Here is a 12,343-nt window from a genome sequence, read left to right as displayed (position 1 = left end):
CGCGATGCCCCTGATCGACCGCTTCTCCTTCCGCCACCTGCTGCTGGTGGCCTTCCTGCTGATCGCCGCGCTGCTCGGCGCCGCGGCGCTGCGCGGGCTGTTCACGCTCGAGGAGCTGCTGCTGAGCAGCGCCGCCGGCGCGCGCGCCGCGGCGGCCGAGACGGCGGCGGTGCAGCAGCTCGGCGAGCGCAGCGTGGCGATGGAGCGCGCGGCGCGCCAGTACCTCGTGCTCGACGACCCCGGCCTGCGCCAACGCTTCGACGAGGCCGCCCGCGAGGCCGAGGCGGCGTTGCGGCAGCTCGAAGGCATAGGCCCGATCGAGGCCGAGCGCGCGCGCTGGAGCGAGCTGCTGGCCGAGGTGCGCGCGCAGTTGCGCGGCGAGGCGGCCACGCTGCCGGCGCGCGAGGCCGCGCTGGCGCAGGCCTTTCGCGGCCTCGACGAACTGGGCCTGCGCGTGGCCGAGCAGGCGCGCCGCGCCGCCGAGGCGCGCAACCGCACGCTGCTGGCCGAGCTGGACGCCGGCCGCGCGCGGCTCGGGCGGCAGATGTTCGCCGCGATCGTGGTGGCGGTGCTGCTCGCATTCGGTTTCGGGATCTGGCTGGCGCGTCCGCTGCGCCGGCTCGAGGCGGCGGTGGAGCGGCTCGGCGAGAACCGCCTCGACGAGCCGATCGGCATCGCCGGCCCGGTGGACGTGCGCGCGCTCGGCCGCCGCCTCGAATGGCTGCGGCTGCGCCTGCTCGAGCTGGATGCCGACAAGTCGCGCTTCCTGCGCCACGTCTCGCACGAGCTGAAGACGCCGCTGGCCGCGCTGCGCGAGGGCGTGGCGCTGCTGGAGGAGGGCGTGGCCGGCGCGCTCAGCGAGGGGCAGCGCGAGGTGGCGCGCATCCTGCGCGACAACACCGCGGTGCTGCAGGCGCAGATCGAGGGGCTGCTGCGCTTCAACGCCGCCGCCTTCGAGGCGCGCACGCTGGTGCGGCGCCGCGCCGACCTGAAGGCGCTGGTGGCCGAGTGCGTGCAGCGCCAGCGCCTGCAATGGCGCGCGCGCCAGATCGAGGTGCACATCGAGGGCGAGGCGCTGGTGGCCGAGGTCGACGCCGACAAGCTCGGCATCGCGCTCGGTAACCTCTTGTCCAACGCGATCCGTTTCAGCCCGCCGCGCGCTACGATCCGCTGGCGCATCGCGCGCCACGGCGGCCGCGCCGTCATCGACATCGTCGACGAGGGCCCCGGCGTCGCGGCGGCCGACCGGGCGCGCGTCTTCGAGCCGTTCTACCGCGGCGAGCTGCAACCGGCCGACGCGCCGCGCGGCAGCGGCCTCGGGCTGTCGATCGTGCACGAGGTCGTCACCGCGCACGGCGGGCGCATCGAGCTGCTGGCCGAAGGGCCGGGGGCGCATTTCCACATCGAACTTCCCCATGACCGATAGACGTCTGGCTCCGCACTTGGCTTCGATGGGCGCGCTGCTGCTGGCGGGCTGCATGCACGCGCCGCCGCCGCCGGCGGTGCAGGCCGCGCCGGCCTGCCCGCGGCCCGCGCCCTGCGCCACGGCGGGCGGCCCGCTGACGCCCGCCGACGACGCGGCGCGCCGCCTGCTGGCCTACCACGAGCAGTTGCGGCCGCTGGCCAACGCCGAGCTGGCCACCGAGCTGGCGCGCCAGAACGCCGCCCTGGCCGCCTCGGGCAACGCGCCGGCGGTGGCGCTGGAACTGGCGCTGGCGCTGGCGCAGACGCGCAACGGCGCCGACACGCAGCGCGCGCTCGGGCTGGTGGAGCCGATCGCGCGCAACCCGACGCCCGAGCAGCAGCCCTGGCAGGCGCTGGCGCGGCTGCTGCACGCGCGCATCGCCGAGCAGCGCCGGCTCGAGGAACTGCTCGAACGCCAGGGCGCGCAGCTTCGCGAGAGCCAGCGCAACGTGCAGCAGCTCAACGAGAAGCTGGAGGCGCTCAAGGCCATCGAACGCAGCCTGAACAACCGCGCCCCGGCGCCGGCCGCGCCGGGCGCGTCGGCGCCGCGGCCCTGAACGCGATACCCGCCATGCCGGCCAGCCTGCTGCTCGTCGACGACGACCGCGACCTGCTCAAGCTGCTGTCGATGCGGCTGTCGGCGGCCGGCTACCGCGTCATCGCGGTGGAGTCGGCCGAGGCGGCGCTGGCGCAGCTCGCGCAGGCGCGGCCGCAACTGGTGGTCAGCGACGTGCGCCTGCCCGGCCGCGACGGCCTGGCGCTGTTCGACGAGATCCACGCCCGCCACCCGGCGCTGCCGGTGATCCTGCTGACGGCGCACGGCACCATTCCCGACGCGGTGGAGGCCACCGCGCGCGGCGTGTTCGGCTACCTCACCAAACCCTTCGACGGCAAGGAGCTGCTCGACAAGATCGCGCAGGCGCTAGCCGTGGCGGTGCCGGCCGGCGCGCGCGACGAGCCCGACGACGCCTGGCGGCGCGACATCGTCAGCCACTCCAACCGCATGGCCGAGCTGCTGGCCGAGGCGAAGCTGGTGGCGCGCTCCGACGCGAGCGTGCTGATCGGCGGCGACAGCGGCACCGGCAAGGAGCTGCTGGCCACCGCCATCCACCGCGCCAGCCCGCGCCGCGCCGCGCCCTTCATCGCGGTGAACTGCGCGGCGATCCCCGAGGCGCTGCTGGAGTCCGAGCTGTTCGGCCACGTCAAGGGCGCCTTCACCGGCGCGCTGGCCCACCACACCGGGCTGTGCGTGGCGGCCGACGGCGGCACGCTGTTCCTCGACGAGATCGGCGACATGCCGCCGGCCCTGCAGGCCAAGCTGCTGCGCGTGCTGCAGGAACGCAGCGTGCGGCCGGTGGGCGCGACGCAGGCGGTGCCGGTGGACCTGCGCATCCTCTCGGCCACGCACCGCGACCTCGACGCGGCGATGGCGCAGGGCCAGTTCCGCGAAGACCTGTACTACCGGCTCAACGTGGTGTCGCTGCGCCTGCCGACGCTGGCCGAGCGGCGCGAGGACATCGCGCTGCTGGCCAACCACTTCATGGCGAGCCTGGCGCGCAAGTACGGCAAGCGCCTGAACGGCTTCGCGCCCGACGCGATGAAGGCGCTGGCCACCGCGCCCTGGCCGGGCAACGTGCGCCAGCTCCACAACGTGGTCGAGCAGGTGTGCGCGCTGGCCGCCACGCCGCTGGTGCCGCTGTCGCTGGTGCAGCGCGCGCTGCGCGTGCCGGGCATGGAGGTGCTGAGCCTGGCGGCGGCGCGCGAGCGCTTCGAGCGCGACTACCTCGTCGGCCTGCTCAAGCTGACCGACGGCAACGTGGCCGACGCCGCGCGCCTGGCCGAGCGCAACCGCACCGAGTTCTACCGCCTGCTGCAGAAGCACGGCCTGACGCCCGGCGCGTTCCGCGGCGAGGGGCCTGTCGCCGACGAGCGACAGGGCTGAAACCCAGGCTTTGCCGGGCATTGGCGCGGCGGGGCGCGGGCCGCCTGTCGCCGTGCGGCGACGCTTTTTGTGCTGCACCGCGGCAATCTGGCGCCGCCAGGCCCGGTGGCACGGCGCAAGTGCTTGATGCACAAGGAAAAATCCGGCACGGCACGGGGATTGCCCCAGGGCATGGAGCAAGCGGCACCGTCGTGCCGCACGAACCGCCCGCCGCCTCGTGCCCGATCTGTCTCACCTCGCCGCTGAACGCCTTGCGCGTCGCCTCGCCGCGACGTGCCTCGCGCTGGCCGTCGCGCCGGCCTTCGCCTTCGGGTTCGACGACGTGGCGCGGCGCGCCGAACAGCTTGCGCGCGAACCCTGGCGCGCGCCGGCCTTCGTGCTGCCGGCCGAGCTGAAGGCGCTGGACTACGACGGCTACCGCGACATCCGCTTCCGCCCCGAGCGCGCGCTGTGGCGCGGCCAGGGCCTGCCCTTCGAGCTGCAGTTCTTCCACCTCGGCAAGTTCCAGACCCAGCCGGTGGCGATCAACGAGGTCACGCCGCAGGGCGTGCGCCGCGTCGCCTTCGACCGCGCCGACTTCGACTACGGCCGCAACCGCCTGTCGCCGCAGCGCTGGGGCGACCTCGGCTTCGCGGGCTTTCGTGTGCACGCCGATCTCAACGCAAGTGCCTCGGGCTACAAGGACGAGCTGCTGGTGTTCCTCGGCGCGAGCTACCTGCGCGCGCTCGGGCGCGGCCAGCACTACGGGCTGTCGGCGCGCGGCCTGGCGATCGACACCGTGGGCGCACCGCCCGGCAAGGGCGAGGAGTTCCCGCGCTTCACCGAGTTCTGGATCGAGCGACCGGCGCGCGATGCGACGGCACTGGTGATCCACGCGCTGCTCGAATCGCCGCGCGCCGCCGGCGCCTACCGCTTCGAGCTGCGCCCCGGCGAGAGCACCGTGATGGAGGTGCGCGCGCGGCTCTTCCTGCGCGACGGCGTGGCCACGCTCGGCCTGGCGCCGCTGACCAGCATGTTCCAGCACGGCGAGAACCAGCCGCGCGAGCGCGACTTCCGCCCCGAGGTGCACGACTCCGACGGCCTGTCGGTGCTCAGCGGCCGCGGCGAATGGCTGTGGCGCCCGCTGGTCAACCCGAAGCGGCCGCTGGTGACCTCGTTCGCACTCGGTTCGCTGGGCGGCTTCGGCCTGATGCAGCGCGACCGCGCCTACGCCAGCTATGAAGACGTGGAGGCGCAGTACGAGCGCCGCCCGAGCGCCTGGGTCGAGCCGCTGGGCGACTGGGGGCCGGGGCGCGTCGAGCTGCTGCAACTGCCCACGCCCGACGAGACCGAGGACAACATCGTCGCCTACTGGGTCGGCGCGCGCGCGCCGCAGCCGGGCCGGCCGCTGGAGTTCGCCTACCGCCTGTCGTGGCAGGGCGAGCGGCAGGCGCGGCCGCCTTCGGGCTGGGTGGTGCAGTCGCGCCGCGGCCAGGGCTTCCGCGCGCCGCCGCCGCCGCCCGGCGAGGTGCAGTTCATCGTCGACTTCGACGGCCCGGCGCTGCGCGCGCTGCCCGAGGCCGCCGCCGTCGAGGCGGTGGCCGACGTCGGCCCCGGCGCGCGCCTGGTCGAGGCGCACGCCTACCGCAACCCGGTCAACGGCCGCTGGCGCATGACGCTGCGCGTGGACCGTTCTTCGCCCGCGCAGCCGCTCGAGCTGCGCGCCTTCCTCCGCCATGGCGCCGATGCGCTGACCGAGACATGGACCAGCATTCTTCCTCCCGAATGAACGCCGGCTGCGGTTGCAGCATGCCGCCGCTGCGGCGCGGCCCGATGGTGGCGCGCCCGTGGCGCGGCTTCTTCGCCGGGCTGCTCGACCTGCTCGCCGGCCGCGCCGAACCGCCCGCCCAGCGCGGCGCCATGCAACCGTGGCAGCGCGCCGCGGCGCGCCGGCGCGCGGTGCTGACGGCGATCGTCGTCGGCAGCGCCGTGGCCGCCACCGCCTTGCTGCTGCATACGCTGCCCGAGGGCGGCCCGGCGGCGCTGCGCATCGCGCAGGTGCTGCTGTTCGCGCTGCTGTTCGCCTGGGTGGCGGCCGGCTTCGCCACCGCGATGATGGGCGCCTGGGTGCTGTGGCGCGGCGACCCGCACGCGCTCACCGCGCGCGGCGCCGGCCATGCGCCGCTGAGCGTGGACGCGCGCACCGCGATCGTCATGCCGATCTGCAACGAGAACGTCGCGGCGGTGTTCGGCGGCCTGCGCGCGAGCTGCGAGTCGCTGGCGGCCACCGGCGTGGCCAGCCTGTTCGACGTCTACGTGCTGTCCGACACCAACGACCCCGGCCTGCGCGCCGCCGAGCTGGCCGCCTGGGCCGAGCTGCGCGACGCGCTGGGCGAGGGCGCGCGTGTGCACTACCGCTGGCGCACCCGGCGCACGCGGCGCAAGTCGGGCAACGTGGCCGACTTCTGCCGCCGCTGGGGCCGCAACTACCGCTACATGGTGGTGCTCGACGCCGACAGCGTGATGAGCGGCGACGCGCTGGTCGCGATGGTGCGGCTGATGGAGGCCCACCCCGACGCCGGCATCGTGCAGAGCGCGCCGCGCGCCTGCGGCGTCAGCACGCTGCACGCGCGCGCGCAGCAGTTCGCCGGGCGCGTCACCGGGCGGCTGTTCAGCGCCGGCATGCGCTGGTGGCAGCTCGGCGAGTCGCACTACTGGGGGCACAACGCGATCATCCGCGTCGAGCCCTTCATGAAGCACTGCGCGCTGGCGCTGCTGCCCGGGCGCGGCGGGCTCTCCGGCGAGATCCTCTCGCACGACTTCGTCGAGGCCGCGCTGATGCGCCGCGCCGGCTGGCACGTCTGGCTGGTCGACGACATCGAGGGCAGCTACGAGCAGCAGCCGGCCAACCTGCTCGACGAACTGCAGCGCGACCGCCGCTGGTGCCAGGGCAACCTGCAGAACGCGCGCCTGGTGACCGAGCCGGGCCTGCACGGCGTGCACCGCGCGATGCTGCTCACCGGCGCGATGGCCTACCTGTCGGCGCCGCTGTGGCTGGCCTTCCTGCTGTTCGGCTCGGCGCTGTGGCTGACCGGCGGCGCGGCCGTGGCCGGCGTGCCGGGCAGCGTGCCGCCCGGCGCCGCGGCGCTGTGGCTGGCCACCCTGGCGATGCTGGCACTGCCGCGCGTGGCCGGCGTGGCCGCGCTGCTGCTGACCGGCGCCGAGCGCCAGTACGGCGGCCGCGCGGCGCTGCTGCGCGGCGCGCTGGTCGAGGCGGCGCTGTCGGTGCTCAGCGCGCCGGTGCGCATGGTGGCGCACAGCCTGTTCGTGCTGGGCGCGCTGACCGGGCTGAAGCTGGAATGGAAGTCGCCGCCGCGCGAGGCCAGCGACATCGCCTGGGGCGAGGCGCTGCGCCGCTTCGGCCCGCTGTCGGTGTTCGCGCTGGCGCTGCTGGCCTCGCTGGCGCTGATCGAGCCGCGCGCCGCGCTGTGGCTCGCGCCGGTGGTGCTGCCGATCGCGCTGGCGGTGCCCTTCGTCGTGTGGACCAGCCGCGCCTCGCTGGGCTGCCGCGCGCTGGCGCATCGCCTGCTGATGACGCCCGAGGAGCACTGCGCGCCGCGCGTGCTGCGCCAGGCCTGGCAGTTCGCGCGCCGCGCCGCGCCCGCGCCGGGCTGGCTGGACACGCTCACCGACCCCTGGCTGTTCGAGGTGGTGCGCCAGGCGCCCGGCGCGCGCGACACCGCCTGGGGCAGTCGCGGCCGCGCGCGGCGGCTGCTGGTGGCCGGGCTGGTCGAGCGCGACACCGTGCGGCTCGGCCGCGCCGACCGGCTGCGCCTGCTGGCCGAGCCGCAGAGCATGGTGGCGCTGCGCGACCAGCTCGCCGCCTCCAGAAAATCTCTAACCACAAACCCCGTCGCGGCGCACCCGGCCTTTGCGTAGCCTCGCGGGCTCATGAAACAGCCCGCCGCCCTGTCCACCCTCACCCTGTCGCTGGCCGCGGCCTTTCCGGCCGCGGCGCAGACGCCCTCCGTCACCGAACTCGACCCGGTGGTCGTCAGCGCCGAGCGCACGCGCCAGAGCAGCTTCGACGCGCCGGCGGCGATCACCGCGATCGGCCGCGACGTCATCGACAGCGGCGGCATGCAGGTCAACCTGTCGGAAGCGCTCAACCGCGTGCCCGGCATCAGCGTGCTGAACCGGCAGAACTACGCGCAGGACCTGCAGCTCTCGATCCGCGGCTTCGGCTCGCGCTCGACCTTCGGCATCCGCGGCGTGCGGCTGATCGTCGACGGCATCCCGGCGACCATGCCCGACGGCCAGGGCCAGGCCTCGGCCATCGCGCTCGGCTCGGCGCAGCGCATCGAGGTGCTGCGCGGTCCGCTGGCGCAGCTCTACGGCAACGCCGCCGGCGGCGTGGTGCAGGTGTTCAGCGGCACCGACGCGAGCGTGCCCACCGTCACCGCCGGCCTGGCCCTGGGCCGGTGGAACCAGAACCGCGAGGCCATCAAGTTCGGCCACAACGGCGAGCGCGACAGCGTGGTGATCGACGCGATGCGCTTCGCCACCAGCGGCTGGCGCGAGCAGGCCGCCGCCGAGCGCACGCAGTTCAACGCCAAGTGGCAGCGCGCGATCGACGCGGATTCCAGCATCAGCCTGGTGGCGAATTCCTACGACCAGCCGCTGTCCAAGGACCCGGCCGGCCTGACGCGCGCCGACTGGCAGGCCAACCCGCGCCAGGCGGCGGCGATCGTCAAGTCGCAGGACGCCAGCAAGGTGGTCGGCCAGCAGCAGATCGGCGCCGTCTACGAGCGCCGGCTCGGCGACGCGACCTCGCTGAGCACGCGCCTGTACGCCGGCGACCGCAGCCTCTACAACAAGCTCTCGGTGCCGCCGACCGCGCCGGCGCAGACCTCGCCCACCGGTTCGGGCGGCACGGTCGACTTCTCGCGCACCTTCATGGGCCTGGGCGTGCAGCTCGCGCACGAGGTCAGGCTGGCCGACGCTCGCCTGCTGCGCCTGACCGCCGGCCTGGAGCACGACCGCAGCAAGGAAGACCGCCAGGGCTACGTCAACAACGCCGGCGTGCAGGGCGCGCTCAAGCGCGACGAGCTGAACACCGTGCGCAGCACCGACGTGTACGCGCAGGCCGGCGTCGACCTGCTGGCCTCGCTGACCGCCACCGCCGGCGTGCGCCGCAGCGCCGTGAAGTTCGAGAGCGACGACCGCTTCATCACCGCCGCCAACCCCGACGACAGCGGCGGCGTCGACTACCGCGCCACCAACCCGGTGCTGGGCCTGACCTGGCGCGCCAGCACCGAGCTGCACCTGTACGCCAACGCCGGGCGCGGCTTCGAGACGCCGACCTTCACCGAGCTGTCGTACCGCGCCGGCGGGCTGACCGGGCTGAACACCGAGCTGAAGGCCTCGCGCAGCCGCCACGCCGAGATCGGCGCGAAGTGGAAGCCGGCGGCCGGGCACCGCGTCGACATGGCGCTGTTCGACATCGCCACGCGCGACGAGATCGTCACCGACACCAACCTCGGCGGCCGCACCACCTTCAAGAACGCCGGGCGCACCAGCCGGCGCGGCGCCGAGTTCATGTACACCGGCCAGTGGGCCGAGACGCTGCGCGCCACGCTGAGCCTGACCGCGCTGCGCGCGCGCTTCGAAGATCCCTTCGTCAGCGGCAGCGGCGCGGCCGCCGTCACCATCCCGGCCGGCAACCGCCTGCCCGGCACGCCCGAGCGCAGCGCCTTCGCCGAACTGGCCTGGACGCCCAAGGCGGCCTGGGGCGGCTTCAACGCCGCGCTGGAGGCGGTGCACGTGGGCAAGCTCTACGTCAACGACGCCAACGGCGACGCCGCGCCGGCCGCCACGGTGGTGAACCTGCGCACCGGCTTCGCCCAGAGCGTGGGCAACTGGACCTTCGCCCAGTTGCTGCGCCTGGAGAACGCCGCCGACAAGCGCTACGCCGGCTCGGTGATCGTCAACGACGGCAACGGCCGCTTCTTCGAACCCGCGCTGCCGCGGAATTGGATCGCCTCGTTCACGGCCAAGTACGAATTCCGTTAAGGTGTCGGGCCATGAGCCCGGCATTGGAGACCATCACCCTCGGCGGCGGCTGCTTCTGGTGCCTGGAAGCGGTGTACGAGCGCGTGCGCGGCGTGGCCGGCGTCGAGTCGGGCTACGCCAACGGCCAGGCCAGCCGGCCGAGCTACGAGCAGGTGTGCGGCGGCGACACCGGCTGCGCCGAGGTGGTGCGCGTGCGCTTCGATCCGGCGCAGGTCACGCTGCGCGAGCTGCTGGAGATCTTTTTCGTCGTCCACGACCCGACCACGCCGAACCGGCAGGGCAACGACGTGGGCACGCAGTACCGCTCGGGCATCTATGTGCACGACGCCGCGCAGGAGCGCATCGCGCGCGAGGTCGTGGCCGAGCTGAATGCCACGCTCGGCGGGCGCGTCGTCACCGAGATCGAGCCGGAGCGCCACTACTGGCGCGCCGAGGACTACCACCAGCACTACTTCGCCAACCACCCGGGGCAGGGCTACTGCGCCTTCGTCGTCACGCCCAAGGTGGAGAAGTTCCGCCGGACCTTCGCGAACCGGGTGCGCGAGGCATGAGCCGCCGGCAAGGCCTTCGCCGCATCGCGCTGCCGCTGATCGCGGCGGCGATGCTGATGCTGCAGGCCGTCGGCCTGTGGCACGGCGTCGTGCATGCGCACGCGCAGGCCCGCGCCGGTGCGGCCGCCGGATCCTTCGCCGGCCACGACGAGGGCGACGCGCAGTGCCAGTTGTTCGACCAGTTGGCGCATGCCGACATCGCCTTCGGCGCGCCGGCCGCGTTCGACGGCCCCTCGCTGCCCGGTCACCCGGACGCGCAACTGCCCGCCGGCCGCTTCGCGCCGCAGGCGGCCGGTTTTCTCGCACGCGGCCCGCCCCGGGCCTGAAGTCCCCCCAAGCCACCCGACCGCGCCGCCGGCTTCGCGCCGGCGGCGCGGCGCTGTTCGACTTCATGCGATGAAAGCCCGTTCATGTCCTCCTCCTTCTCCTGGCGGCTGCGTGCCGCCCTGGCTCTGGCCACGCTCGCGTCCGCCGCGCAGGCGCAGAACGCGCAGCAACTCGACACGGTGATCGTCACCGGCAACCCCTTGCGCTCCGACGAACCCGCGCAGCCCGCCTCGGTGCTGGCCGGCGACGGCCTGGTGCTGCGCCGCGGCAGCTCGCTGGCCGAGACGCTGGCCGACCAGCCCGGCGTCTCGACGAGCTGGTTCGGCCCGAACGCGAACCGGCCGATGCTGCGCGGCCTGGACGGCGAGCGCGTGCGCGTGCTGAGCAACGCCAGTGCATCCTTCGATGCATCCACGCTGAGCAACGACCACGCGGTGCCCATCGACCCGCTGGCGGTCGAACGCATCGAGGTGCTGCGCGGCCCGGCGGCGCTGCTGTACGGCGGCAGCGCGATCGGCGGCGTGGTCAACGCCATCGACAACCGCATCCCGAAGACGGCGCTGACGCAGCCCGGCGGCGCGGCCGAAGTGCGCCTGGGCGGCGCGGCGCGCGAACGCGGCGGAGCCGCGCTGGTCGAGACCGGCGACGGCCGCTGGGCGCTGCACGCCGACGCCTTCGCGCGCGAGACCGACGACCTGCGCGTGCCCGGCGGCCGCGTGGACAACTCCGGCTCGCGCGCGCGCGGCGGCGCGCTGGGCGCGTCCTACGTGTTCGGCAGCGGCCACGTCGGCCTCGCGCTGGACCGCTACGAGAACCGCTACGGCATCGTCGTCGAGCCCGACGTGACCGTCGACATGAAGCGCGACCACCTCGCGCTCGAAGGCGAATGGCGCGAGCTGCCCGGCGTGCTGGAGAGCGTGCGCGCGCGTTTCGGCCGCACGGTGTACGAACACCAGGAGATCGAGGACGGCGAGGTCGGCACCACCTTCGCCACGCGCGGCAGCGAGGCGCGCGTCGAGGCCACGCACGCGCCGCTGGGCACGCTGCGCGGCGTGCTGGGCGCGCAGTGGGAGCGCAGCGACTTCTCGGCGCTCGGCGAGGAGGCCTTCGTGCCTTCGACCCTCACGCGCCGCGCCGCGGCCTTCGTGTTCGAGGAGACGCCCTGGCCGCTGGGCACGCTGAGCTTCGGCGCGCGCGCCGAGCGCGTGCAGGTGGCCCTGGCCGACGACAGCACCCCGGCGCGCCGCTTCACGCTGGCCAGCGGCTCGATCGCCAACCTGTGGAAGTTCGCGCCGAACTGGAGCTTCACCGCCTCGCTGGCGCACAGCGAGCGCGCGCCGACCTCCTTCGAGCTGTACGCCGACGGCGTGCACGTCGCCACCGCGGCCTACGAGCGCGGCGACCCGGGCCTGCGCACCGAACGCGGCCGCAACATCGACGCGGCGCTGCGCTGGAGCGATGGCGCGAGCGAGGCGCGCCTGGGCGTGTTCGACGCGCGCTTCTCGCGCTACGTGACGCTGGCCGCCAGCGGCGCAGTGGTCGAAGACCTGCCCGAGTACGAGTTCCGCGCCACGCGCGCGCGGCTGCGCGGCATCGAGGCGCAGGCCAGGCACCGCATCGCGGCCGACGCCTGGGCCTTCGACCTGGATGCGCAGCTCGACCTCGTGCGCGGCGACGACCTGGCCCGCAACGAGCCGCTGGCGCGCATCGCGCCGGCGCGGCTGCGCCTGGGCGTGCAGGCGCTGCACGGGCCGTGGACGCTGGCGGCGGCGCTGACCGGCGTGCAGCGGCAAAGCCGCGTGCCGGCCACCGACACTGCCACGCCGGGCTACACGCTGCTCGACCTCTCGGCCGCGCACCGTTTCGACTGGGGGCTCGCTTTCGTCAAGCTCGGCAACGTCGGCAACGTGCTGGCGCGCAACGCGGCGAGCATCGCCACGGTGCGCGATCTGGCGCCACTGCCGGGTCGCGCCCTGAGCGCCGGGCTGCGCGTGAACTTCTGAACGGG

Annotated in this window: 9 protein-coding genes; all 9 read left to right on the top strand. The window is 74.4% G+C overall.

Going from position 1 to position 12,343, the window contains the following annotated elements:
- The first annotated feature begins 4 nt into the window (after positions 1-4).
- On the top strand, positions 5-1,426 hold the full coding sequence (locus QM792_RS15430) for a sensor histidine kinase (protein ID WP_415150988.1): 1,422 nt from the start codon (positions 5-7) through the stop codon (positions 1,424-1,426).
- Positions 1,416-2,021, top strand: coding sequence for a hypothetical protein (locus QM792_RS15425; RefSeq protein WP_415150987.1), 606 nt, complete (start codon positions 1,416-1,418; stop codon positions 2,019-2,021). Before QM792_RS15430 ends, QM792_RS15425 begins: the two co-directional genes overlap by 11 nt.
- Positions 2,022-2,035: 14 nt before the next feature.
- Positions 2,036-3,406, top strand: coding sequence for a sigma 54-interacting transcriptional regulator (locus QM792_RS15420; protein WP_415150986.1), 1,371 nt, complete (start codon positions 2,036-2,038; stop codon positions 3,404-3,406).
- Between the two features lie 217 nt (positions 3,407-3,623).
- Positions 3,624-5,174, top strand: a complete 1,551-nt coding sequence (locus QM792_RS15415) for a glucan biosynthesis protein G (protein ID WP_415150985.1) — start codon at positions 3,624-3,626, stop codon at positions 5,172-5,174.
- The gene (gene mdoH / locus QM792_RS15410) at positions 5,171-7,324 is read left to right on the top strand and encodes a glucans biosynthesis glucosyltransferase MdoH (RefSeq protein WP_415150984.1); all 2,154 of its coding nucleotides are present in this window, start codon (positions 5,171-5,173) and stop codon (positions 7,322-7,324) included. Before QM792_RS15415 ends, mdoH begins: the two co-directional genes overlap by 4 nt.
- Before the next feature lie 12 nt (positions 7,325-7,336).
- Entirely contained in the window at positions 7,337-9,457 is a 2,121-nt protein-coding gene (locus QM792_RS15405) for a TonB-dependent receptor family protein (RefSeq protein ID WP_415150983.1), read from the top strand.
- Between the two features lie 11 nt (positions 9,458-9,468).
- Complete coding sequence (msrA, locus tag QM792_RS15400; protein WP_415150982.1) at positions 9,469-10,008, top strand: peptide-methionine (S)-S-oxide reductase MsrA; 540 nt, start codon at positions 9,469-9,471, stop codon at positions 10,006-10,008.
- On the top strand, positions 10,005-10,334 hold the full coding sequence (locus QM792_RS15395) for a hypothetical protein (protein ID WP_415150981.1): 330 nt from the start codon (positions 10,005-10,007) through the stop codon (positions 10,332-10,334). Before msrA ends, QM792_RS15395 begins: the two co-directional genes overlap by 4 nt.
- 84 nt (positions 10,335-10,418) lie before the next feature.
- Positions 10,419-12,338 (top strand): TonB-dependent receptor, encoded by a 1,920-nt coding sequence (locus QM792_RS15390; RefSeq protein ID WP_415150980.1) that lies wholly within the window; start codon positions 10,419-10,421, stop codon positions 12,336-12,338.
- Positions 12,339-12,343 lie beyond the last annotated feature (5 nt).

The sequence above is a fragment of the Piscinibacter sp. genome, from assembly GCF_047600445.1.
In the GTDB taxonomy this organism is placed as follows: Bacteria; Pseudomonadota; Gammaproteobacteria; order Burkholderiales; family Burkholderiaceae_C; genus Piscinibacter.
Note: the sequence above shows the minus strand (reverse complement) of the source record. Positions and strands in the feature narration are given on the sequence as shown.